The organism is Nonomuraea antri, assembly GCF_013283785.1.
Classification (GTDB): domain Bacteria; phylum Actinomycetota; class Actinomycetes; order Streptosporangiales; family Streptosporangiaceae; genus Nonomuraea; species Nonomuraea antri.
In genome coordinates this window covers 1-22,825 of sequence record NZ_JABCPZ010000021.1, presented here as the reverse complement: position 1 = coordinate 22,825, position 22,825 = coordinate 1, and the positions used below count along the sequence as shown (strand labels likewise).

Sequence of the window (22,825 nt, the reverse complement as noted above, 5' to 3'; positions counted from 1 at the left end):
GTTACCCATTTGATTTCCCTTATCGATTTCACCACCTCGGTCCGGCCTGCGCGGCCAGCTCGGCGACGCTCACCGGGCCGGCCTGGGTGCCGTCGCGCAGCCGCAGCGCCGCCCGTCCGCTCTCCACCTCGCGCGGGCCCACCACGAGCTGGAACGGGACCAGCCGATGGGCCCTGATCCTGGCCCCGAGGCTGCCGCGGTCGGCCGGGGCCAGCTCGGCCCGCAGCCCGGCCGCCACGCACTCGCGCAGCAGCTCGCCGGCGGCCGGCAGCTCGGCGTCCGACAGCGGCAGCACCACCGCCTGCACCGGGGCGAGCCACGCGGGGAACGCGCCGCCGTGCACCTCGATCAGGTGCGCGACCAGCCGCTCGACGCCGCCCACGATGCTGCGGTGCACCATCACCGGACGCTCGCCGCCGACGTAGCCGAGGTCGAAGCGCACGGGCTGGTAGAGGTCCACCTGCACGGTCGACAGGGTCGACTCGCGGCCGGCCGGGTCGGCGATCTGGATGTCGATCTTCGGGCCGTAGAAGGCGCCTTCGCCGCGTTCCTCGTCGTAGCCGCGGCCGCGCTGTTTGAGCACGTCACGCAGGATCGACTCGGAGCGCGCCCACATCTCCGGGTCGTCGACGAACTTGGCGCCGTCGCCGCGCAGCGACAGCCGGTAGCGCGCGGCGCTGATGCCGAGTTGATCGTGGGCGGCCTCGATCAGGTCGAGCGCGGCCGACACCTCGGCGGCGGCCTGCTCGGGCGGGCAGAACACGTGGCCGTCGTTGAGCTGGATCGCGCGCACCCGGCTCAGCCCGCCCAGCACGCCCGACAGTTCCGAGCGGTACATGCCGCCCAGCTCGGCCACGCGCAGCGGCAGCTCGCGGTGGCTGCGCTGCCGGGAGCGGTAGATGAGCGCGTGGTGCGGGCACAGGCTCGGCCGCAGCACGAACTCCTCGCCGCCGACGTTCATCGGCGGGAACATGTCGTCGCTGTAGTGGGCCCAGTGGCCGGATATCTCGTACAGCTCGCGCTTGCCCAGGATCGGGGAGTTGACGTGCTGGTAGCCGTTGCGCCGCTCCAGCTCGTACACGTAGTCCTCGATGGCCTTGCGCACGGCGGCGCCCGCGGGCAGCCAGTAGGGCAGGCCGGAGCCGATCAGCGGGTCGGTGTCGAAGATGCCCAGCTCGCGGCCGAGCCTGCGGTGGTCGTTCATGATCATCCTTTCGGGTGAAAGGGCGAACGACCGCGATCCCCCGGGCGTTCGCCCGGGGAGCAGGATTCAGCGCGCCGGGACGAGGTCCGGCGTCGTCGTGACGAAAGCGCGCTGCATGCCTGCGACCCTAGCACCAGGGGACCCGATGAAGAAAAGTTTCATCAGACGGTCAAGGAGTGGCAAATGATATAAAGGAGCCGTGGCCCAGATCACCTTGGACGTCCGGCAGCTGCAGGCGTTCGCGGATGTCGGCTACCAGGTCGCGGGCGGCGGCGGCGCGCACGGCGCGATGAGCGCGCTGCGGCGGGTGGTGGCGCTCGACGCCTACGAGTTCGTGGCCTACGACCCCGCCACCGGCCGCCACCGCAGCGTGCTCTCCCACGGCCACCGGCGCATCGACGGCGACGCCGCGGAGGAATACGCCACGCTCGAGGTCTACCGCCACGCCCGGGCCACCAGAACCCCGGTGCGCATGCCGCAGCCGGGCACCGAACGCTACTTCCGCCGCCACCTGGCGCCCTACGGCTGGCGCACCGGGCTGACCGCCCCGCTGTTCCTGGCCGACGGCCGCTACACCGGCCTGCTGCACCTGGCCTCCAAGAGCGCCTTCCCCGAGCTGACCGGCCCGCTGCTGGCCGCCGTCAGCCCGATGCTCGCGCACGTCACCGACCTGACCCGGTGCGTCATCGACCCCGTCGGCCTGCCGCCCGACTTCCGCGCCATCGCCTTCGACCGCATCGGCATCCGCCGCGAGATGCCCGGCCGCGAGTCCTCGCCCGCGCTGCGCGACGACCCGGCGGTGGCCGCCTTCGCCCGGGCGTTCATCGACTCGCGCGAGCTGAGCAGGCACGGGCTCTGGCTCGACCGCGACGGGCGCTGGCACGAGGTGCGGCTGCTGCGCGCCGGGGTCGGCTTCCAGGGCAGCCTGCAGGGCGCGATCGTGGCCGAGCGGTCGTGCGCGCTGCCGTACGAGCTGACCGGCCGCGAGGTCGACGTCCTGACCAGGGTGGCGGCCGGCGACTCGAACCCGCAGATCGCCGCGGCGCTGGTGCTCAGCGTGCGCACGGTCACCACCCACCTGGAGCACATCTTCGCCAAGCTGGGCTGCGACAGCAGGACCAGGCTGACCACCAAGGCGCTGGCCGAAGGGCTGTGCAGGCTGGAGCTCTGAACCCGGGGCCGCCCAGGGGCCGCGATCGGCCCCGGCCGTAGAATGTTGCGGACGTCCGCCGCGGAAGGAGACCAGGTCCGGAATGGACGACAAGACGCCCAGCACGGCCAGGCCCCGGGTGCTGGTGAGCCGGGCGCTGCCCACCGAGCCCGCCGTGCGCGGCTCGGCGTCGCTGTTCCTCGCCGAGGCGGGGCGCCAGGGGGTCGAGGCCGACCGCCGCATGCTCTACGTCGGGCTCGAACCGGCCGGTGAGGAGGTGGCGTCGTGCCTGCGCGTCGCGCCCGGCACCGACGTCGTGGCCAGACGCAAGATGATGACCGCCGACGGCGTGCCGGTCCGCATCGCCACCAGCTACTTCCGCGCCGACCTGTTCGGCGGCACCCGGCTGGCCGAGCCGGGGTTCGTGCGGCCGTCGCTGCAGTCGGCGCTGATCGCCCTGGGGTACGTGTTCGGCCACGCCGAGGAGAACCTGGTCGCCCGGCCGCCCACCGGCTTCGAGCGGGAGACGCTGGAGCTCGACCCCGGCGAGTGGGTGGTGCGGGTGCTCAGGGCCGGCTACTCGGCCGACGACACGCCCGTCCACGTGCTGGAGACCGTCTGCGCGGGCAGCAGGCACGTGTTCCCGATCCGCCAGGTCTCCGGATACGACGAGTTCTGACATGCCGCTGACCATCCCCCCGGTCATCGCGCCAGGCACGCTGAACGCGGGCCCGCAGCCCGTGCTCACGGCGGCGGACGGCCTGCGCCTGCGCCCGTGGACGCCCGCCGACGCCCCGGCCGTCGTCGACGCCTTCCGCGACCCGGCCACCCGGCACTGGCACGTGCGCGCCGTCGACACCCTCGCCGAGGCCGCGGCGCTCATCGACGGCTACACCGAGGGCTGGCGTACCGAGCGCAGCGCGAGCTGGGCGCTCGTCACGCCGGCGGACGACGTGCTCGGCCGGGTCGCGCTGCGGCACCTCGACCTGTGGCAGGGCGAGGCCGAGGTGGCCTACTGGATGCGGGCCGCGGCGCGGGGCAGGGGCGCGGCCCCGGCCGGCGTCCGCGCGATCAGCGCCTGGGCGTTCGGCGCCGGGATGCACCGGCTGTTCCTGGAGCACTCTACGGCGAACCCGGCGTCGTGCCGGGTCGCCGCGAAGACCGGGTTCGAGCTCGAAGGCACCAAGCGCAGCGCCCACCAGCACACCGACGGCTGGCACGACGTGCACCTGCACGCCCTGATCAACCCGGCGGCCTGAGCCCGATTCCCGGGTGGAGTGGTCGTGGTCAGACGGCTTCCGCGGCCGTCCACTCCGAGGGGACCCGCACCTGCACCAGCTCGAACCAGACCGCCGTCGAGCCGTTCTCCCTGGTGAAACCCCAGCGGTGGCTGAGCGCCTCGATCAGCGGCAGCCCCCGGCCGCTGGTGGCCTGGCCGGCGTCGGAGCCCGTCCGGCAGACGCAGGGCGGGCCGTCCGAGCCGCCGTCCACCACCGCCACCCTGACCAGGGTGTCGGAGCTGCGTACGGCCACCGTGAACGAGCCGCCGGACCCCGAGCGGCTGTGCAGGATGGCGTTGGTGGCCAGTTCGCTGGTCAGCAGGACGCAGTCGTCGTAGAGCGGGTGGTCGCGGCCGAGCGCGGCCGTGACGAGTCCCCTGGCCCTGGAGACCTGTGAGGGCACTCCGGGAAACCGGACCATGAGATCGTGGGGATCGGCCGGGCCGTCCCCGTCGAGGTGAAAGTCCGGCGGCGCCACGGTTACCTCCCCGATTCCGGTGACGGAGAGAAGACGCTCCCGGCGATCCCATAGATTATCGCGAAAAGGTAGGAATGTCCTTTCCCATGGTCGCCTGCGCGGTCGCCGGGGCCGACCGAGTACGCTGCGATCGACGAGTCGTCTTACGAGGGGTGCCTGCCCGTGGGGGAGAGCAGCGTGCGTCGCGGCGTGCCTGCCCGGGCGGCCGAGGAGGTCGCGTGAGCAGCCTGGAGGCCGTCTGGGTGCAGCCGTACGACCAGCAGGGGGCCGCGGTGGTCACCGGCGTCTTCGACATCCTGCACGTCGGCCACGTGCGCTATCTCGGCGCGGTGGCGGCACGCGGGCTGCCGCTGGTCGTCGGCGTGGAGGACGATCCGCGGGTACGCGCGTGGAAGGGGCCGACCCGGCCGTTCAACCCGGCGGCGGAACGCGCCGAGGTGCTGGCCGCGCTGCGCTTCGTGGCGGGCGTGTTCATCGTGACCGGGCCGCCGGAGGCGCACGGTCCCGAAGATTACATCGACCTGCTCGCGCCGATGCGTCCCGGCGCGCTCGCGCACACGGCCGGCGATCCGCACGCGGGGGCCAGGTGCGCGGCGGCGGCGCTGCTCGGCGCGCACTGCTGGGAGCTGGAGGCGATCCCCGACCGGTCCACCACGCGCATCGTGAACGCGGCCGGCAAGAGCTGACCGCTGCCCCGTATCACGGGAAAAGCGCAGGTAGGGGAAACCGCACCCTGAAAACGATCAGATGCGCATGATCTCGTAGTCTTGGTCGCATGACGGCTGACCTGTTGGCGGAACGGGTCACGAACCTGCTGGCACCGCAGGTGCTCGTGATCGCCATGCCGCCGTTCGTCGGGCTGGTCGCCCAGGGGTGGGGCGGCGCCGCGTGGGGCCTGCTGGCCTCGGCGCTGTGCGGCGGCGTGCCCGCCGCCGTGATCGCGATGGGCGTGCGTTCCGGACGGCTCGACTCGCACCACATCGTCGACCGGGCCCGCCGCACCGGGCCGCTGCTGGCCGCCGTGGCGGCGGTGATCGCGGCGCTGGTGCTGCTCGTGCTGACCGGGGCGCCGCGGCTGCTGGTGGCCACGGTGACGGCGATGCTGATCGCGCTGGGGGTGACCGTCCCGATCACGACCCGGTGGAAGATCTCCTTTCACGCGGCCGTCTGCGCGGGCACGGTGGTGGTGCTGGCGCACGTCCTGCCCGCGCTGCCCGTCGCGGTGGCCGGCACGGGCGTGGTGGCGCTGGTGTGCTGGGCCCGCGTACGCCTCACCCACCACACCTGGCCGCAGGTGGCGGCGGGCGCGGTGGTCGGCGCGGCGGTGACGTGGGGGACCCTGGCCGCCTTCGGCCTGGAGTAGTGCGCGGCCCGGAGCGGGTCCCGGGGTGGCGCGGCACGGGGCGGAATAGCGGCGGGCGTGCGGCGGTTGCCGCGTTCATGGATGCCACGAAACGCGGCCGGGTGCGCGTCGAACGCTCCGGCAAGCGGGTGCGGACCTACCTCGGCGGCCGGGCGGTGGCCGACACCACCCGCGCGCTCCTGGTCTGGGAGTCCCCCTACTATCCCACCTACTACTTCCCCCTGGCGGACGTCGACGAGTCGGCGCTGAAGCCCACCGGCACCGCCAAGCACTCGCCCAGCCGGGGCGACGGCGTGGTGCACACGGTGACCCACGGCGGCGCGGAAGCCGTCGACGCGGCCCTGGTGTACCGCGACTCGCCGATCGACGAGCTGCGCGACCACGTCCGCTTCGAGTGGGACGCCATGGACGCCTGGTTCGAGGAGGACGAGGAGGTGTTCTTCCACGCCCGCGACCCCTACACCAGGATCGACATCCTGGCCAGTTCCCGTCACGTGCGGGTGGAGGTCGACGGCGTGACGGTGGCCGACTCGCGCAACGCCCGGGTGCTGTTCGAGACCGGCCTGCCCGCCCGGTACTACCTGCCCAAGCCGGACGTCCGGCTCGACCTGCTCGAACCCACCGACACCGCCACGCACTGCCCGTACAAGGGCACGGCGGAGTACTGGTCGGTCAACGGGCGGCCCGACCTGGCCTGGTCGTACCGCACGCCGCTGCCGGAGAGCCAGAAGGTCGCCGGGCTGATCGCGTTCTACAACGAGAAGCTCGACATCTACGTGGACGGCGAGCTGCAGGAGCGGCCGAAGACCCCGTTCAGCTGACCACGCCGCTCGACGCGCGCCGCCGGTGTACCCGGCTCCAAAGGGGCGAGCCGGGAGACCGGGGCGGCCATGGGATGGGCGCGGGGGGTCAGGTGGCCGGGGTCCAGCGCGGGTCGCGGCCGAGGTGGCGCAGGAGCGCCGCGGCCGCGTCGTCGCCGTCCTGACCGGCCAGTGCCGGCGCGTAGGCGCCGTACGCGCGCAGCGGTTCCACGATCTCCCTGGCCACCGCGAGCAGCTCCGCCGCGATCTGCGGGGTGAGCGGCGAGGGCTGCCCGGTGGCCAGGGCGATGTCCCAGGCGTGCACGGCCGCGTCCAGCGCGCAGGCGCCCGCGCCGACCCGCGCGGGCAGCTTGTTCGGCGGGACCGGCACGGCGACCTCGCCGGCGTCCGGACTGACACCCGCCCACGCGGCGGCCGAGCGCGCCAGCGCCGACTCCAGGTAGGCCACCGGGTCGGCGGGACGCACGCCGGACGGCGCGAACGGGTTCTCCTCGGGGCCGGGCTCCCCGGTCAGGAAGGCGGCGAAGCCGAGCTGGTCGCCCGCGGCGTGCTGGAGCACCTGGGTGACGGTCCAGTCGGCGCACGGCGTGGGCAGGTCCCAGCCGGTGGCGGGCACCCGGCCCACGACGTCGCGCAGCGCCCGGAGCGAGAAGTCGAGCACGGGGAAACCGGTGGTGGAGCTCATCGTGGCGTCCTTTCGAAGACCCTGTCGCGATGGCTCCACTCTACCAGAACGGAATGATTTGTTCCACTATGAGGTGAGCAACCTGGTGAGCACCCGCGTGCCGAACTCCAGCCCCTCCACCGGCACCCGCTCGTCCTTGCCGTGGAACATGCCGAAGTAGTCGAGGTCGGGCCGGAGCATCAGCGGCGCGAAACCGTAGCCCTCGATGCCGATCCTGGCGAACGACTTGGCGTCCGTGCCGCCGCTCATCACGTACGGCACCGGCCGCGCCGCCGGGTCCTCGGCCGTGATCGAGCCCGCCAGCAGGTCGAAGAACGGCGACGGGTAAGGCGCCGCCGGCGCGTCCTCCAGGTTGACGAACTCCCGGGTGATCTTCGGCCCGAGCAGCTCGTCGATCGTGGCCAGGAACTCCTCCTGCAGCCCGGGCAGGTACCGCCCGTCCACGTGCGCCTCGGCCGTGGACGGCACCACGTTCACCTTGTAGCCGGCGTCCAGCATGGTCGGGTTGGCCGAGTTGCGGATCTGCCCCTTGAACAGACTGCCCAGCGGGCCCAGCCGGGCCGCCTCCGCGTCGAGCCGGTCCAGGTCGATGCGCTGCCCGGTGATCTGCGACAGGCTCTCGATGAGCGCCGCGACCGACGGCGTCAGCCGCACCGGCCACTGGTAGGAGGCCACCCGCGACAGCGCGTGCACCAGCGTGGCCACCGGGTTGTCCACCGCAGGGCGCGAGCCGTGCCCGGCCACGCCGTGCGCGGTGAGCTTCATCCAGGAGGTGCCGCGCTCGCCCACCGCGATCGGGTACACGCGGGTGCCGCCCGAGGTCACGCTGAACCCGCCGGACTCGCTGATCGCCTGCGTCACCCCGTCGAACAGGTGGCGGTGCTCGGTCACCGCGTGCCGCGAGCCGTAGTCGCCCGTCGCCTCCTCGTCGGCCAGGAACGCCAGCACCAGGTCCCGCCTGGGCCGCACGCCGGCCGCCGCCATGCCGAGCACGGTGGCCAGCGTCATCGCGCACGAGCCCTTCATGTCCACCGCGCCCCTGCCGTAGACGCAGTCGTCCACGATCTCGCCGGAGAACGGGTGCAGCTCCCACTCGGCCGGGTCGGCCGGGACCACGTCCAGGTGGCCGTGGATGAGCAGCGCGTCGGGCGAGTCGCCGTCGATCCTGGCCACGACGGTGGTCCGCTTCGGCGCGGACTCGAACACCACCGGCTCGATCCCGGCGTCGGCCAGCAGCGTGGCCACGTACTCCGCGGCCGGGCGCTCACCCGCGCCCGGGTTGGTGGTGTCGAACCTGATCAGATCCGAGCAGATCTCGGCGACGCTCTTCACGCTCTCCCCTTCAGGGTCAGTGGCGGCACCTCGGGCGTCTCCAGGTCGAAGATCAGCCCGTAGAAGGCCAGCTCGGCCTCCAGTACCGCGACGATGGTCTCCTCCCGGCGCCAGCCGTGCTGCTCGCCGGGAAAGGTCAGCATGGCCCACTGTTTGCCGTGCTTGTCCAGTTCGGCGACGAATCGCTCGGCCTGGCCGACGTCCACGATCGCGTCCTCCAGGCCGTGCAGCATGAGGCATGGGCCCGACGCCCGGGCGGCGTGGAGGAGCGGTGAACGCTCGGTGTACCTCTGCCGGGTCTCGGGCAGCGGGCCCACCAGGCCGTCCAGGTAGCGCGACTCGAAGTCGTGCGTCTCGGCGGCCCAGCTCGCCGGGTCGGTGATCGCGTAGTGCGCCACGCCGCCCGCGAACACGTCGCTGTGCACCAGCGCGGCGACCGTCGTCCAGCCGCCCGCGCTGCCGCCGCGCACCGCGATGCGCGCCGCGTCGGCCCGGCCCAGCGTGACCAGGCCGCGCGCCACCTTGGCGCAGTCCTGGACGTCCACCACGCCCCACTGGTGCCGCAGCCGCTCGCGGTAGGCCCGGCCGTAGCCGGTCGAGCCGCCGTAGTTGACCACGGCCACGCCGATGCCCCTGCTGGTGAAGTAGGCGATCTCCAGGTCGAGCATGACCGGGTAGCTGCCGGTCGGCCCGCCGTGCACGAAGATCACGTAGGGGGCGGGCGCGCCCTGGGCGCCGGCCGGGGCGTACAGGTGGGCGTGCACGTCCTCGATCGTGACCGGCTCCGGCGTGGGCAGCAGCTCGCGCGCCGGCAGCGGCTTGGGCGCCGACACCACCTCGCGGCCGCCGCCGTCCAGGCCGACCAGCGTCACCTCCAGCGGCGTGTACGGCGTCGCGCCGACCGCCGCCACCCGGCCGCCGGCCGTCGAGACCGTCGAGCTCCAGTACGTCGCCGACTCGCCGCCGATCTCCGTCAGCTCGCCGGTCGCCGGGTCGAGCACGCCCAGCCGGCGGCGGTCCGCGGTGCCGTACACCACGGCCAGGCGATCCTCGCCGACCGCGAAGCAGGCCATGCCCGGCTTCCACGCCGCCGCGCCGAACTCCAGCTCCATCGGGGTGAGGTTCACCGCGGGGGAGCCGTCCAGGTGGACCAGGTGCAGGTTCCACCAGCCCGTCGGGTCGGTGACCGCGTAGAGCGCGTCGTCGTCGCGCCACTCGGCCTGCGTGACGGACTCCTCCGGCCCGCCCGCCACCACGCGGTGCGGACCCGCCGTGCCGTCGGCGGCCAGCGGGGCCACGCACAACTCGGTGCCGTCCCAAGGCATGTTCGGGTGATTCCACCCGATCCACGCGACGTATCGTCCGTTGGGAGAAATTCTCGGGTTCATCAGAAAATGTTGGGCCCGGGCGATGACCTTGACCGGGCCGCCGTCCAGCGGCACCGCGACCAGGTCGCGCACGTCGTCGACCTCACGGACCGCCCACACCTCGCCGCGGCCCGGGGGCAGATAGAGGTCGGCGTACCTGGCCGGGCCCGCGGGCGTGATCGCCACCGGCTCGGCGTCGCCGGCGGTCACGTACAGGCGCTGATCGGCCCAGTTCGTGAACACCAGGCCGCCGCCCGGCAGCGGACGCCACGAGCGCCCGCCGTACTCGATCACCCGGTTTCGAGCGTTCCATCCCGCGGGCAGCGCGTCGGTGCGCGAGCCGTCCGGCAGCCGGCGCACCACGCAGCGCCGGCCGCCCTCGTGCGGGCGCGGCTCGTCCCACCAGACCTCGACGCCGGACGGCGTCTCCACGGCCTCCACCCACTGCGGGCCGCCATCGGTACGCGCCACATCGATCGGTCGAATGCTCATACAGTCACCAGTTGCCATAGGGAGAAACGGAGAATCGGGGCGGGGAGCGGCCGGGCGGATCGGGGACGCGCGCGACGCCGCCGCCGTTCCCGGAGCCGCCGAGCCGCGCGTCGTCGGACGCTGCCCCCGAACGGCCACGGCGAACCTCCCCCTCGCCCGGCGGGTGCGCGTGCGTCACGGCACGGCGAAGCCGGCCGGATCGGCGTTGAGCACCAGCCACATTGTGGTTTCGTGCCCGGTGTCGCGCATCGGACGGTTTACGTACCGGCCCGATTGTGTCAGTGATCATCTCTATCGTTCCGGGCATGACTCAAGCGGTTCAGGCGTACTCCTACGCCGGGCTCTCCACGCTCTCCGACGGGCGCCTCGGCCTGTCCACCTCCGGCGGCCGGGCGCTGTCCGGCCCCCAGGCGCACCCCAGGTTCTTCAGCGGGCTGCTCACCCAGGCCGCCCCGGCCGCGGCCGGGCTGCTGGCCGTGGCCGACGTGGCGCTCACCCGCTACCACCAGCCCAGGCCGGGCTGGACCCGCGACCCGGTCGTGACGTGCGACGGCGACCGGCTCAGGTTCGAGTCGTTCTCCGCCTGCGGCGGCGTCTACGCCCGCCTCGACGTCGACGCGATCGACGGCGAGGTGCTCGACCGGGGCACCACGAACGTCGACGTCAACGGCCCGCTGCGCGAGTCGCTGGCCAGGGTCGGCGGCCGCGACCCGCTCCACCTGGGCGTCGGCCCCGACGAGCTGACCGTCACCACCCTCGACGGCGCGGTCGTGGAGAAGAAGGTGCCGCTGCCCACCCGCTGGCTGCGCGGCTTCGCCGAGGTCCAGGTCATCGCCTCCGGCTTCGACCTGCGCGCCGAGCTCAAGGGGCCGCAGGCGGTGCGCTTCCTGCGCTCGCTGCCGCGCCGGGCCGCCGCGAACGTCTGGGCCGTGCCCACCGGCCGCGACCTGCGCGTGTCCGCCACCCACACGCGCGGCGCGGTCTGCCTGGCGGGCGCCGGGCGCGTCGCCACGCTGCTGCCGCTGCTCAGGTTCGCCAAGGCCCTGCGCCTGTACGGCCCCGCCGACGGCGACCAGTTCGCGGCCAGCGCCTGGGAGCTGGAGCTGCCCGGCATGCGCTACACCCTGGCCGTCTCACCCCAGCCGTGGCGCGGCTTCTCCGGCGAGGGCCAGGTGCTCGAAGACCTGGCCACCGACGAGGCCGCCGGCGACGCCGACGTGGTCGGCATGCTGCTCAACTTCGAGCCCACCGTGGAACTCGGCCTCCTCGCCGACCGCGCCGGCCTGCCCATCGACCGCGTCCGCGCCGCGCTCACCCAGCTCGGCACCTCCGGCAGGGTCGGCTACGACCTGCACCAGGCCGGGCACTTCCACCGCGAGCTGCCCTACGACAGGGAACAGGTGGCCGAGCTCAACCCGCGGCTCACGGCGGCCAGGGCGCTGGCGGCCGCCGGCGCGGTCCGGCTGCACGGCGACACGGCCGAGGTCACCACCTCCGGCGGGGTGCGCCGGGTGCGCGTCGAGTCGGGCGAGTGCACCTGCCCGTGGTGGTTCGACCACCGGGGCTCGCGCGGGCCGTGCAAGCACGTCCTGGCCGCCAGGATCACCGCCCGCGTGGCGGTCGAGGTGACCACGTGAACCCGGAGGAGCCCGCGCCCGACGGCGCGGACGGGCCGGAGCGTGACGGCGACGGCGCGTCGGGGGCTGGACGCGGCCGCGCGGCCCTGCGGGAGGTGGACGCGTGGGAGTTCGTGCGGGAGGCCGTGCGCGCGGGTGACGCGACGGCCGTGGCCGATCGGGTGGCCGCGCTCGATCCCGCGGCCAGGCGCGCGGTGGCCAGGGACCTGCCCACCCGGATCCCCGAGGTCAGGGCGTGGGCGTCCGAACAGGCCAGGCTGGCCGAGCTCAGGCTCGACCGGGAACGCGAGGCGGCCTGGGCCAGAGACCGGCACCTGTTCGCCGACGACAAGTGGCTGTGGTCGGTGAAGTGGGATCCCGGCTGGAAGGTGCCGGGCCCCGACGACTGGGTCACCCCGATGCGGGTCGCCGGAGCCGCCACCATCGGCGGGGCCGCGGCCGTCCTCGCCTGGCTCACCCGCCGCGACCTGGTGCGGTCGTGGTGGCCGCCGGTCGACGACGGCGACGTGCTGGAACGCGTCCTGGCCGGCCGGTCGCCGGAGTGGCAGGCCGACTTCGCCGTCAGGGCCGCACTGCGGCTGCGCGTGCAGCGGGCCGCGCGGCCCGACCCGCTGCCCACGCTCGCCCTGGCCATGCTGCGCCGCAGCGGCGCCACCCCGCCCGGGCACGACCCGCTCACGGTGGCCTGGGTCCGCCGGCCGCCGACCGCCGCCTCGTTACGCGCCGACCCGCTGCTCGACCACCTGCTGACCCGCCTGTTCGAGGCCGAGGGCGTCGGCCACGAGCTGCGCGCGGAACAGGCGGGCTCGCCCGCGTCCGGCCCCTGGCTGGCCGCGCTGCGCACCCTGGAACGCGACGGCAGGATCGCCCGCGACCTGCTGCTCGACGGCTGCGTCCGCCGGTTCCTGCGCGGCGGCACCGCCACCACGCTGCGCTTCTTCGCCCGCCTGCACGACCTGCTCGAACCCACCGCCGACGAGGTGGCCGCACGCCAGCGCGACTACCTGCGGCTGCTGCCCGCCGCGCCAGGCCCGGTCGCCGACCTGGCGCTGAGACACCTGCGCGCGCACGGCGGCCTGGAACCCGCCGAGGTGGTGGAGGCCGTCCAGGCACTGCTGTACCGGCCGGAGCGCAAACTGGTCAGCGCCGGCCTGTCCTGGCTCGACCAGGCGGCCGGCGCGGCCGGCGACGACCTCGACGAGCTGGCCCCGGCACTCGGCTTCGCCTTCGCCGGCGAGTCCCCCGACGTGCAGGGCCGGGCCGTGCGGCTGGCCATCAAGCACGCCAGGCGGTTCACGCCGGTGGGCGCGCAGGCCGTACGCGAGGCCATCGGCCTGCTGCCGCCCGACCTGGGCGCCGCGCTGGCGGCGGTGTTCGGCGGGGAGGCGGCGCGGGAGGAACGTCCCGCGCCCGACGACTTCACGCCCGTGCCGCTGCCCGCGCCGCGCCGCGCGGAGCCGATGGCGCCGGTGCCGCGCCTGGTCGGCCGCCTCCCTGACGACGGCGGCTGGGACGTGGCGGAACGCTGGCTGGCGGCGGTCGTCCGGGCCTGCGCCGGCGACCGCGACGGGCTCAGGGCCAGGATGGCGGAGATCGTTCCGCTGAACAGGTACCAGGCCGCGACCGCCGAACGGCTCTACCTGCTCGACACGTGGACCGACCCGCGCCACTGGGCGGAGGCGATCAGGCGGGAGATCGTCCAGCCGGGCGGCGAACCCGAGCCCGCGACCGCCGCGGGCACCCGCGCGCCGGACGAGACGACGGGGGCGGCGCCGGGGGAGAGCGCTGAGATCCCGGCCGCCTCGCCCGCCGAGGCAGGGGTGCGCGTGAGCCGGCCGGTCCGGCTCCGCACGCTGCGGAAGGGCCTGACGGACGTCAACCCGGCCGAGCACCACGCCGACCACACCCTGACCTTCGTCCCCTACCCGGCGCCCGAGCCGGAACGACCCCCGGCCGACCGGCTGCCCAGGCGGCGGTCGGCCGCGCCGCCGCACCTGTTCCTGCTGCGCCGCTGGCAGGAGGTCTACGCCGGGCTGAAGGCGGGCACGCTGCCGCCGTACCTGCTGGCCGAGCCCACCAGCGGCACCGGGCACGTGGACCCGGGCGAGCTGGTCGCCAGGCTGGCGGGCTACGAGCGGGCCGGTGTCGAGGCCATGCCCGCCGACCTGCAGCAGGCCCTGCTCCGGCTGCCGCGCACGATCCCGCCCGAGGCCGCCGCCCGCGCGGGCACGCTGACCTCCGCCGCCGGACGCGCGCTGGCGTCCTGGCTGAACGGCGGCCGCCCGGAACCGGTCACCCGGGTCGAGTGGTCGGACGAATCGCACGTCTACGTCCACGACCAGGAGCCGGGCGTGGCCGAGAGCCCGCGGCTGACGCCGCACGTCAGCGTCGAGCCGACCGGGCTGGAGCTGATCGACGCCCTGCTGTCCGGCGCGCCCGCCCACCGGCATGACGAGCACGGGCCGATGGGCTGGTGGCACGCCGTGCTGCCATCAGACCGGGAGGTCGTCGCCCAGCACTACCTGCCGTACCTGCTCCACCAGTGGGACCACGCCGGCATCCACCCGTCGTACGGTGCGGCGCTGGCGCCGGCCGACGGTCCCACGGGCGAGGCGTACGCGCTCATGCTGGCCTACTTCCTGGCCACGCGGCGCTCGTGGGAGCAGCCGCCGGGCGAGGCGGTGCGGCTGCTGCTCGACCTGGCCGCCAGGGGCGAGCTGCCCGCCGAGGAGGTGGGACGCAACCTGGCGCTGCTGCTGCGCAGGACCTGGTTCAAGCTCGGGCCGGTGCTGGAGTCCCTGGAGAGCGCGGCCGAGCACGGGGCGCACCTGGAGGTCTGGCGGATCATGTGCGGGCTGCTGGCGGCGTACCTGCCCGGGCCGGGGGAGCGGCCGATCCCCGGGCACACCCGGGCGCTGGACTTCGCGCTGCGCGCCGCCCGCTGGGCCGGGGCCGCGCGGCCGGTGCCGTGCGTGGCGGAGATCGCCGGGCGCAAGGCGTCGAGCAACTTCGTGCGGGCGGCCCGCCGGCTGCACACCAGCCTGATGTGAGGCCCCGGGACCCGCGCCCGCGGGACCCGCGCCCGCGGGTCCCGCGTCGCCGGGTTCCGCACCCCTGGGTTCCGGGCCGCCGGGCGAAGACCGGTCAGAGATACAGGCCGGTGGAGTCGTCGCCGGGGGCCTGGGGCAGGTCGCGGCCGGCGCGCAGCGCGTACAGCTCGGCCAGCGTCGCGCCCGCCGGGCCCACCCCGTCGGGGCTGCCCAGCCAGCGCGCCGCCTCGTCCCTGCTCAGCGGTCCGACCTCCACCTGCGCCAGGCACCGCCCCGGACGGATCACCGCCGGGTGGAGCCTGGTCAGGTCCTCGTTCGTGGTGATCGCCACCAGCACGTCGCGGCCCTGGCCGAGCAGGCCGTCGGTGAGGTTCAGCAGCCGCGACAGGCCCTGCCCGGCCATCGCCTTGGCGCCCGCGCTGATCAGCTCGTCGCAGTCCTCGAGCACCAGCAGCCGCCAGCGCTGCTGGTCTTCGTCGCTGTCGTAGCCGACCGCCACCTCCATCAGGTAGCCGGGCTCGTTGAACAGCCGCTCGGGGTCGAGCACGCAGTCGACCTGGCACCACTCGCGCCACTGCCTGGCCAGCGACCGCAGCAGCGTGGTCTTGCCGGTGCCCGGCTGCCCGTGCAGCAGGATCAGCCGGCCGTTCACCTCGGCCGGGTCGACCGCCATGAGCCGGTCGAGCGCGGGCCGGACCTTCGCCGAGTAGTTCTTGCTGATCTCCTCCCACGGCTGGGCCGTGATCGGCTTCTCCGAGCGGACGCCGCCGTGCGTGCCGCGCCACCAGAAGCCCATCTCCACGTGGTCGGTGTCGGGTGCGGGCTCCTCGGCCCCGTCGATGCTCTCCTTGAGCACGCTGCGGGCCAGCTCCTCGCTCACGGCCGTGACGCTGACCGTGGCGGAGCGGTTGCGATGGCGTACGACGCGCAGGGTCCAGCCGTCGCCGCAGATGAGCCGCGACTCCGAACCGTCCTCGACCTGCGCGGTGCGCACCACGCGGGCGCCTGCCGGGCTCAGCGTCGCCTCGGGCCGCACCCGTTCCAGGTTCGCCAGCCGGGACCAGGGCTGCACACCGGTCGCGAACGGCGACAGCGCCAGCGCGTCGATGACGTCGATGGCGGAGTCGGTGTCGTCGACCCAGATGTTCATCGGCAGCTCGGACTCGTCCGGCCCCGGGAACGGCACCTCCCTGATCACAGACATACCGTCAATGATCCACTTCCGGGGTGCGGATGTCGAAGGATTTCCCGGCGAAATCGCGCACGGCTGAAACTAGCCGGTCCTGCTCAGCTCGCCCTTGGACGAGCCCAGCAGGGTCAGCTCGTAGGCGAGCTTGTCGCCCGGCTTCCTGTCCAGCGTGACAGGGACGCCGCCCACCATGTCGATCGCGGCGCACCGCCCGCTCAGGCCGCCCAGGGAGAACGTGAGCCGCTCGCCGGTGACCGCGGTCAGCCTCAGGACGCCCTTGGCGCAGCCCGGGTCTTCGCCCGGCGACTCCCAGGTGCCCGTGTTCTGGCCGGCCTTGAGCACGATCGTGACCTTGTCATCCTTGAACTGCTTGCGCATGACGACGCCGTCCGCGGTGCCCGACCAGGTGCCCGCGAAGGCGGCCGGGATCTTGAGCGACGGATCGGCGGAGATCGTCGCCGTGGACAGGGAGTCGGTGGAGAGCGCGCCGAGCAGGTCGGCCAGGGGATCGGAGTGGGGCGCCTGGGAAGCCGGATCGGACGGCTGGCCGGAGGTCTGGTCTGACGGTTCGCCGGTGGTCGCGGTGGAGGCCGTGTCGCCGGTCTTCGGCGGCGGGGTCCTGGAGTTCAGCCACAACACCGTGCCGCCCGCCACGCCGATCGCCAGCGCCGCCGCCACGACCCCGGCCAGCAGGGCACGCGAGCCGCGCCGCCCGCCCTCGGCGGTCCGCGCGACGCCGCCGGGCCCGGTGGGCGGGCCGCCGTCGGCCGGGACGCGCTGGGAACCCGGCCCGTACCGCGGCCCGGACGGAACGTGTGGCTGCCCTGGTCCCGGCATCGGTCCCCGGGCGGGAGGCGGTGGCGGCGGCGGTGGGACCGGGTGGTTCGGGTTGACCAGGGCGACCATGAGGTCGCGTGCCGCGGGCCGCCGCGCCGGGTCCTTCGACAGCGCCGCCCCGATCAGCCCCCGCAGCCGCCCGGGCAGCACCCCCAGGTCCGGCTCGGCGTACAGCACCCGCTGCAGCACGGCAGGCACGGTGTCGGCGCCGAACGGGCTCGTCCCCGTGGCCGCGTACAGGATGGTGGCGGCCCACGCGAACACGTCGGACGCGGCGGTCGCGGGCGAGCCGTTGATCTGCTCGGGCGCCAGATAGGCGGGCGTGCCGATCAGGCCAGACGTCAGCGTGGCCGCGCCCTCGGCCCGCGCGATGCCGAAGTCGACCACGCGCGGGCCGTCCGGTCCGAGCAGCACGTTGGCCGGCTTGAAGTCGCGGTGCACGATCCCGGCGGCGTGGATGGCCGCCAGCGCGGTGGCCGTGCCGACCGCCAGCCGCTCCAGGTCGCCGCCCCGCAGCGGGCCGCGCTCGCCCACCCGGTCGGCCAGCGAGGGGCCGTCGACGAACTCGCTCACCACGTACGGCCGCGGCCCGCCGGTGGCCACGTCGAGCACCCGGGCGGTGCAGAACGAGGCGATGCCCTCCAGCGCCTCCAGCTCGCGGGCCAGCCGCGCCCTGGTCTCCTTGTCGCCGGTGCTCAGCAGCTTGACCGCCACCGGCTCGCCGGACTCGGCATGCGCCAGGTAGACCACGCCCTGACCGCCCTCGCCCAGACGGCCGGCCAGGCGGTAGCCGCCCAGCGCGACCGGGTCGTCCGGTGTCAGGGGGGTCACCATGGCCGATACGTTACCGGTCTTCCTGCATTTCGGATGATCCACCTGTACCTTGTGCTGTTGGTTAAATCACTCCTTACGCGGAGGTATCGGGGTGTCGAGAGTCACGTTGCGGGAGCGTGCTCGTTATTGGTTCGACAACACCATGTCGAAAGGGACGGCGTCGCTGATCGGCTGGCTGGCCGTAGTGTCGGTGGCGCTCATCGTGGTGATCGCCGCGATGACGCTGCTGTTCGCGCCCAATGAGCCGGAAGGCGCCTCGGCGCCGGGCGAGGTGCTGTGGATCTCACTCATGCACGCGCTCACCCCGAGCAAGCTCGCCAGCGACAAGGGATCGCTGGGCTACATGATCGTGATGTTCGCCGGGTCGCTCGGCGGGCTCTTCATCGTCAGCATGCTCGTCGGACTGATCTCCAACGGGCTGAAGCAGCAGGTCGACCTGCTGCGCCGGGGCCGGTCCAGGATTGTCGAGTCCGGTCACACGGTGGTGCTCGGCTGGTCGGACCAGGTGTTCACGATCGTCGCCGAACTGGTCAAGGCGCAGGCCAGCCGTCCCAGGTCGGTCATCGCCGTCATGGCGGAACGTGACAAGCTGGCCATGGAGGAGGAGATCCGCGAGCACGTGGGCGACCTCGGCAAGACCCGCCTGGTCTGCCGCACCGGGCGGCCCACCGAGCCGCACGACCTGGCGCTGCTCAACCTGGAGACGGCCAGGTCCATCGTGGTCCTCTCGCCGGAGGGCGAGGACCCCGACGCGCACGTCATCAAGATCCTGCTGGCGCTCGCCAAGCGCGAGGGCGCGCACCCGCCGGTCGTGGCCGCGCTCGCCTCCAGCAGGAACATCGCCGCCGCGCGCCTGGCCGGCGGGCCCGACGTGCACCTGGTGGACTCCGACGACACCGCCTCCCGGCTGATCGTGCAGTCCTCGCGCCAGTCAGGCATGTCCGTGGTCTGCATGGACCTGCTCAACTTCGACGACGGCGAGATCTACCTGCGTTCCGACGCCGCGCTGACCGGCCGCACGTACGGCGAGGTGCTGCACGCCTACCAGACCGCCGCCGTCATCGGCCTGCGCCGGCCGGCCGGCATCGTGCTCAACCCGGCCATGGACACCGTCGTCGGCGCCGACGACCAGGTCATCGTCATCGCGCACGACGACTCCCACATCCGCCTGGCCGGCGGCAAGCCCGCCGTGGACGAGTCCGCCGTCGTCGCCGCGGCCCGCGCCAAGCTCCAGCCCGAGCGCACCCTGCTGCTCAACTGGAACGGCCGGGCCGAGCAGATCATCCGCTACCTCGACGGCTACGTCGCGCCCGGCTCGGTGCTGGAGGTCGCCGCCGACCACCCCAAGGCCGGCACGAACCTGACCGGGCTGCGGAACCTCACGGTGAACGTCAAGGAGTGCGACACCACCGACAGGTTCGCGCTGGAGTCGCTGGGCGTCGGGCTGTTCCAGCACGTGATCGTCCTGTCCGACGACCGGTTCAACGTGCACCACGCCGACACCAGGACGCTCATGACGCTGCTGCAGCTGCGCGACATGCAGAGCGTGCTCGGCGAGCAGTACTCGATCGTCAGCGAGATGCACGACGAGAACAACCGCGCGCTGGCCGAGGTGACCGAGGCCGACGACATCGTCATCAGCGACACCGTCATCGGCCTGCTGCTGGCCCAGCTCGCCGAGAACCGCCACCTGGCGGACGTCTTCGGCTACCTGTTCGACTCGCACGGCTCGGAGATCTACCCGCGGCCGGCCGCCAACTACGTCAGGACGGGCACGCCTGTCACGTTCTCCACCATCATCGAGGCGGCCCGCAGGCGCGGCGAGACGGCCATCGGCTACCGCGACGCGTCGGCCAGGAACGTGCCGCCGCACTACGGGATCGTGCTGAACCCGTCCAAGTCGGGGACGGTCACGCTGGGCCAGACCGACTCGGTGATCGTCCTGGCCGAGCGCTGACCCTGACCCGGAACAATGGGACACATGCGGACGATTGACTGGGTCGACGGCGCCGTCGAGCTCGTGGACCAGACCCGGCTGCCCGACGAGTGCGTCATGCTCCGGCTGACCACCGTCGACGAGCTGATCGAGGCCATCGGGCGGCTGGCCGTACGCGGCGCGCCGGCGCTCGGGGTCGCGGGCGCGCTCGGCGTCGTCCTGGCCCACGGCGACCGCGACGCCGTCGCCCGGCTGCGCGCCGCCCGTCCCACCGCGGTCAACCTGGCCTGGGGCGTCGACCGGGCCGCCGCCCACCTGCCGGAAGGGCCGGACGCCGTGCTGGCGGCGGCCCTGCGGGTGCGCGACGACGACATCGCCGCCTGCCTGGCCATGGGCGAACGCGGCGCCGACCTCCTCGAAACCCTCGGCAGCCCCGGAGGCCTCGCAAGCCGCGAAGATGCCGGAAGCCGCGAAGGACTCACAAGTCGCGAGGGCGCCGGAAGCCGCGAGGGGGTCGGCGGCCGGGCCGGCGGGTTGCGCGTCATGACCGTCTGCAACACCGGCGGCCTGGCCGCCGTCGAACGCGGCACCGCGCTCGGCGTCGTCCAGACCCTGCACGAACGCGGCCGCCTGGCCGAGGTGCTCGCACTCGAGACCCGCCCGCTGCTGCAGGGCGCCAGGCTCACCACCTGGGAACTGGCCAGGATGGGCGCGCCGCACCGCCTCGTCACCGACTCCGCCGGGCCGTACCTGCTGGCCAGGGGCGCGGCGGACGCCGTACTCATCGGCGCCGACCGCATCGCCGCCAACGGCGACACCGCCAACAAGATCGGCTCGTACGCCCTCGCACTCGGCGCCGCCCGCGCCGGGGTCCCGTTCATCGTCGTCGCCCCCGAGACCACCATCGACCCGGCGACCCCGTCAGGGGAGCACATCGAGATCGAGGACCGGGGCGCCGACGAGATCGTCACCGTCAGAGGTGTACGCCTCGCCCCGGAGGGAACTCGGGCGTTGAACCCGGCGTTCGACGTGACACCGCACGATCTGATCACCGCGATCGTGACGGACCAGCGGGTGATCAGGCCCTGACCCGAAAAATCGCATCTCCAGGACCTGTCCGCACATCCCGCGTTACGCTCGGTCGTCGTGTCCGACCCCTCATCGACCTCCGGAGCACACCGTGGCCATTGACCTGGTGTTACGTCGCGACTGGCGGGCCCGAGCGCCCCGCGGCGACTACACGCAGCTCGACTCCACGAAGGGAGTGAAGGTCCACTACACGGGCGGCAGAGTCGACCCGGGCATCGTCACCGACCACGCCGGCTGCGTCGCGCTGGTCCAGTCCATCCAACGCCACCACATGGACGGCAACGGCTGGATGGACATCGGCTATTGCGTGGACGAGGAAACCGAGATCCTCACGCAGCAGGGCTGGAAGTCGTATCGCGACCTGCGCGAAGGAGACATGGCCCTCACCCTCAACCACGACCTGGGCATGTCGGAGTGGCAGCCCGTGCTCGAGGTCTGCGTCTTCCCTGCGATGCCCAGGGAAATGGTGCGGATGGAGGGCACCTCTCACTCGTCGCTCACCACCCCGCAGCATCGATGGCCGGTCGAGCGCCGACGCCGCAGAACGGGAACCACGCGGCAGAAGGGTCCCAAGGGGCACTGGCTGCCCACGGGCAGGTCTCCGCGTTCCGTCACCGAGTTCGAGCGTCTGTGGGCGACCACGGAGACGCTGGGGTACTGGGACCGCATCCCCATCGCGGCTCCCCGCTTGGACCTGCCGACCGAGGCCAAGTGGTCCGACGCCTTCGTCGAACTCGTGGCCTGGTTCTGGACGGAGGGCCACGTCATGTCGCTGCGGAACGGGGACCGTACGACCAATGTCGCCCTGTATCAATCCATGAAGAATCACATGTACGCGGCCCGGATCCGCGCGGCCTTGATGTCGGTCTTCGGGCCTCCCGTGGCCGGGTTTCCGCGACTGGGCAGGGCGACGGACGGCATCCCTCGATGGAGGGAGACCACGAACAGGCATCTCATCGAGTTCCACCTGTCGGCGGACGCCGGCCGGCGGCTCCTCGAGGTGGCGCCGGCGCGGGTGCCCAGCCACGAGTTCTTGCTGTCGCTGACGCGAGCGCAGCTCTCGCTGTTCATCGAGACGTCTCTGGCGGCCGACAACGCGGGCAAGGACAAGCTGGCCCAGAAGGATCGCGCGGCTGCCGAGGCGTTCATGTTCGCCGTGCTGCTGACGGGCGGATCGGCGTCCCTGCGCCGGAAGCCGCCGACGAACACCTGCAAGAGCGAGATGTGGCTGGTGAACATCCGGCGGCAACAATACGTGGGACCCCGGGAAGCCGCGCAGCGGAAAGCGGGCTTCGAGATCCGCCGAGAGACGTATCACGGCGAGATCTGGTGCCCCAGGACCGAGAACCAGAGCTGGCTGGCCCGCCGTGACGGCACCGTGTACTTCACCGGCAACACCTACATCGCCTGTCCGCATCGGAAGGTGTTCGAGGGGCGCGGGTTGCATCATCTGCCGGCCGCCAACGGGCCTGGGCTGAACGCCGGGCACTACGCGGTGCTCGGGCTGGTGGGCAACGCCGGGCTGGTGCAGCCGCCCGACGGGCTGCTGCACGGCATCCTGGACGCCGTCGCGCACCTGCGCGAGCGCGGGCGCGCGGGCAAGGAGATCAAGGGGCACCGCGACGGCTACAGCACCGACTGCCCTGGCGAGCCGCTGTACGCGTGGGTCAAGCGGGGCGCGCCGCGGCCCGGCGGCGGTGACGGCCAGCCGACGGTGCCGCCGTTCCCCGGCAGGCTGCTGAAGTACCCGCCGGTGATGCGCGGCGAGGACGTGCGGACGTGGCAGCGCCAGATGAGCAAACGCGGCTGGGAGATCGACGTGGACGGCGCCTACGGCAGCGACTCCAAGGACGTGTGCCGGCGCTTCCAGCGGCAGCAGGGCGTCGACGACGACGGGATCGTGGGCCCGGTGACGTGGCGCCTGGCCTGGACGGCGCCACAGACCTGACCACTACGGCGCCACCGGCCCGACTCGGACGGTGCCACTCACCTGACTCCGGATGGCGCCGCCGACCGATGGCAAGGGTCGTCCGGCCAGGGGAGTCGTCCGGGCGGGGCGTTGTCCGGGCGGGGCGTTGTCC

18 protein-coding genes are annotated in these 22,825 nt (G+C 73.3%); 11 read left to right on the top strand and 7 right to left on the bottom strand.

Annotated elements, in window-relative coordinates; all coding sequences use genetic code 11:
- Window positions 1–28: 28 nt before the first annotated feature.
- Window positions 29–1,210 (bottom strand): threonine--tRNA ligase, encoded by a 1,182-nt coding sequence (gene thrS, locus HII36_RS09975; RefSeq protein ID WP_173522810.1) that lies wholly within the window; start codon window positions 1,208–1,210, stop codon window positions 29–31.
- A 193-nt stretch (window positions 1,211–1,403) separates the two neighbouring features.
- Between thrS and HII36_RS09970 the strand changes: the two genes are divergently transcribed.
- The 3 genes from HII36_RS09970 (at window position 1,404) to HII36_RS09960 (ending at window position 3,613) form a co-directional block, all read left to right on the top strand.
- A complete protein-coding gene (locus HII36_RS09970; RefSeq protein WP_173522809.1) occupies window positions 1,404–2,375 on the top strand; it encodes a helix-turn-helix transcriptional regulator in 972 nt (323 codons plus the stop codon).
- Window positions 2,376–2,457: 82 nt separating this feature from the next.
- Window positions 2,458–3,033, top strand: coding sequence for a GntR family transcriptional regulator (locus tag HII36_RS09965; RefSeq protein ID WP_173522808.1), 576 nt, complete (start codon window positions 2,458–2,460; stop codon window positions 3,031–3,033).
- A gap of 1 nt (window position 3,034) precedes the next feature.
- Window positions 3,035–3,613, top strand: a complete 579-nt coding sequence (locus HII36_RS09960) for a GNAT family N-acetyltransferase (protein WP_173522807.1) — start codon at window positions 3,035–3,037, stop codon at window positions 3,611–3,613.
- A 28-nt stretch (window positions 3,614–3,641) separates the two neighbouring features.
- Here HII36_RS09960 and HII36_RS09955 read toward each other — a convergent pair whose 3' ends face one another.
- Window positions 3,642–4,112: an ATP-binding protein gene (locus tag HII36_RS09955; RefSeq protein ID WP_328807667.1), complete on the bottom strand. Its 471-nt coding sequence runs from the start codon at window positions 4,110–4,112 to the stop codon at window positions 3,642–3,644.
- Window positions 4,113–4,330: 218 nt separating this feature from the next.
- On the opposite strand from HII36_RS09955, the gene HII36_RS09950 reads away from it, so the two are divergent.
- The 3 genes from HII36_RS09950 to HII36_RS09940 all read left to right on the top strand — a co-directional run bounded on the left by HII36_RS09950 (window position 4,331) and on the right by HII36_RS09940 (window position 6,296).
- On the top strand, window positions 4,331–4,798 hold the full coding sequence (locus tag HII36_RS09950; protein WP_173522806.1) for an adenylyltransferase/cytidyltransferase family protein: 468 nt from the start codon (window positions 4,331–4,333) through the stop codon (window positions 4,796–4,798).
- A gap of 89 nt (window positions 4,799–4,887) precedes the next feature.
- Window positions 4,888–5,475, top strand: a complete 588-nt coding sequence (locus tag HII36_RS09945; RefSeq protein ID WP_173522805.1) for a hypothetical protein — start codon at window positions 4,888–4,890, stop codon at window positions 5,473–5,475.
- 77 nt (window positions 5,476–5,552) lie between these two features.
- Window positions 5,553–6,296, top strand: coding sequence for a DUF427 domain-containing protein (locus HII36_RS09940; RefSeq protein ID WP_173522804.1), 744 nt, complete (start codon window positions 5,553–5,555; stop codon window positions 6,294–6,296).
- Between the two features lie 88 nt (window positions 6,297–6,384).
- Here the strand turns inward: HII36_RS09940 and HII36_RS09935 are convergent, their stop codons facing one another.
- The 3 genes from HII36_RS09935 to HII36_RS56470 form a co-directional block, all read right to left on the bottom strand.
- Window positions 6,385–6,981 carry a TIGR03086 family metal-binding protein gene (locus HII36_RS09935; RefSeq protein WP_173522803.1) on the bottom strand — a complete coding sequence of 199 codons (597 nt, stop codon included), beginning with the start codon at window positions 6,979–6,981 and terminating at the stop codon, window positions 6,385–6,387.
- Window positions 6,982–7,047: 66 nt separating this feature from the next.
- A complete protein-coding gene (locus HII36_RS09930) occupies window positions 7,048–8,313 on the bottom strand; it encodes a M20/M25/M40 family metallo-hydrolase (RefSeq protein ID WP_328807666.1) in 1,266 nt (421 codons plus the stop codon).
- Window positions 8,310–10,172, bottom strand: coding sequence for a S9 family peptidase (locus HII36_RS56470; RefSeq protein ID WP_236003356.1), 1,863 nt, complete (start codon window positions 10,170–10,172; stop codon window positions 8,310–8,312). Before HII36_RS56470 ends, HII36_RS09930 begins: the two co-directional genes overlap by 4 nt.
- A 305-nt stretch (window positions 10,173–10,477) precedes the next feature.
- Between HII36_RS56470 and HII36_RS09925 the strand changes: the two genes are divergently transcribed.
- Complete coding sequence (locus HII36_RS09925; RefSeq protein WP_173522801.1) at window positions 10,478–11,809, top strand: SWIM zinc finger family protein; 1,332 nt, start codon at window positions 10,478–10,480, stop codon at window positions 11,807–11,809.
- Window positions 11,806–14,859, top strand: coding sequence for a DUF6493 family protein (locus HII36_RS09920; RefSeq protein ID WP_173522800.1), 3,054 nt, complete (start codon window positions 11,806–11,808; stop codon window positions 14,857–14,859). Before HII36_RS09925 ends, HII36_RS09920 begins: the two co-directional genes overlap by 4 nt.
- A 94-nt stretch (window positions 14,860–14,953) precedes the next feature.
- Here HII36_RS09920 and HII36_RS09915 read toward each other — a convergent pair whose 3' ends face one another.
- A complete protein-coding gene (locus tag HII36_RS09915) occupies window positions 14,954–16,063 on the bottom strand; it encodes a DUF5925 domain-containing protein (RefSeq protein WP_173522799.1) in 1,110 nt (369 codons plus the stop codon).
- Between the two features lie 69 nt (window positions 16,064–16,132).
- Window positions 16,133–17,719 carry a serine/threonine-protein kinase gene (locus tag HII36_RS09910; protein ID WP_173522798.1) on the bottom strand — a complete coding sequence of 529 codons (1,587 nt, stop codon included), beginning with the start codon at window positions 17,717–17,719 and terminating at the stop codon, window positions 16,133–16,135.
- A gap of 91 nt (window positions 17,720–17,810) precedes the next feature.
- Here HII36_RS09910 and HII36_RS09905 point away from each other — a divergent pair, with 91 nt between their 5' ends.
- The 3 genes from HII36_RS09905 to HII36_RS56465 all read left to right on the top strand — a co-directional run bounded on the left by HII36_RS09905 (window position 17,811) and on the right by HII36_RS56465 (window position 22,692).
- Entirely contained in the window at window positions 17,811–19,676 is a 1,866-nt protein-coding gene (locus tag HII36_RS09905) for a CASTOR/POLLUX-related putative ion channel (protein ID WP_173522797.1), read from the top strand.
- A 24-nt stretch (window positions 19,677–19,700) separates the two neighbouring features.
- A complete protein-coding gene (locus HII36_RS09900; protein WP_173522796.1) occupies window positions 19,701–20,744 on the top strand; it encodes an S-methyl-5-thioribose-1-phosphate isomerase in 1,044 nt (347 codons plus the stop codon).
- A 91-nt stretch (window positions 20,745–20,835) separates the two neighbouring features.
- Window positions 20,836–22,692 (top strand): peptidoglycan-binding protein, encoded by a 1,857-nt coding sequence (locus HII36_RS56465; protein ID WP_328807665.1) that lies wholly within the window; start codon window positions 20,836–20,838, stop codon window positions 22,690–22,692.
- Window positions 22,693–22,825: the final 133 nt, after the last annotated feature.

What these genes read in the sequence shown, in the direction of transcription:
- thrS (WP_173522810.1), bottom strand. Translation starts at nt 1,210, where the DNA reads ATGATCATGAACGACCACCGCAGGCTCGGCCGCGAGCTGGGCATCTTC.
- HII36_RS09965 (WP_173522808.1), top strand. Translation starts at nt 2,458, where the DNA reads ATGGACGACAAGACGCCCAGCACGGCCAGGCCCCGGGTGCTGGTGAGC.
- HII36_RS09960 (WP_173522807.1), top strand. Translation starts at nt 3,035, where the DNA reads ATGCCGCTGACCATCCCCCCGGTCATCGCGCCAGGCACGCTGAACGCG.
- HII36_RS09945 (WP_173522805.1), top strand. Translation starts at nt 4,888, where the DNA reads ATGACGGCTGACCTGTTGGCGGAACGGGTCACGAACCTGCTGGCACCG.
- HII36_RS09940 (WP_173522804.1), top strand. Translation starts at nt 5,553, where the DNA reads ATGGATGCCACGAAACGCGGCCGGGTGCGCGTCGAACGCTCCGGCAAG.
- HII36_RS09935 (WP_173522803.1), bottom strand. Translation starts at nt 6,981, where the DNA reads ATGAGCTCCACCACCGGTTTCCCCGTGCTCGACTTCTCGCTCCGGGCG.
- HII36_RS56470 (WP_236003356.1), bottom strand. Translation starts at nt 10,172, where the DNA reads ATGAGCATTCGACCGATCGATGTGGCGCGTACCGATGGCGGCCCGCAG.
- HII36_RS09925 (WP_173522801.1), top strand. Translation starts at nt 10,478, where the DNA reads ATGACTCAAGCGGTTCAGGCGTACTCCTACGCCGGGCTCTCCACGCTC.
- HII36_RS09915 (WP_173522799.1), bottom strand. Translation starts at nt 16,063, where the DNA reads ATGTCTGTGATCAGGGAGGTGCCGTTCCCGGGGCCGGACGAGTCCGAG.
- HII36_RS09910 (WP_173522798.1), bottom strand. Translation starts at nt 17,719, where the DNA reads ATGGTGACCCCCCTGACACCGGACGACCCGGTCGCGCTGGGCGGCTAC.
- HII36_RS09900 (WP_173522796.1), top strand. Translation starts at nt 19,701, where the DNA reads ATGCGGACGATTGACTGGGTCGACGGCGCCGTCGAGCTCGTGGACCAG.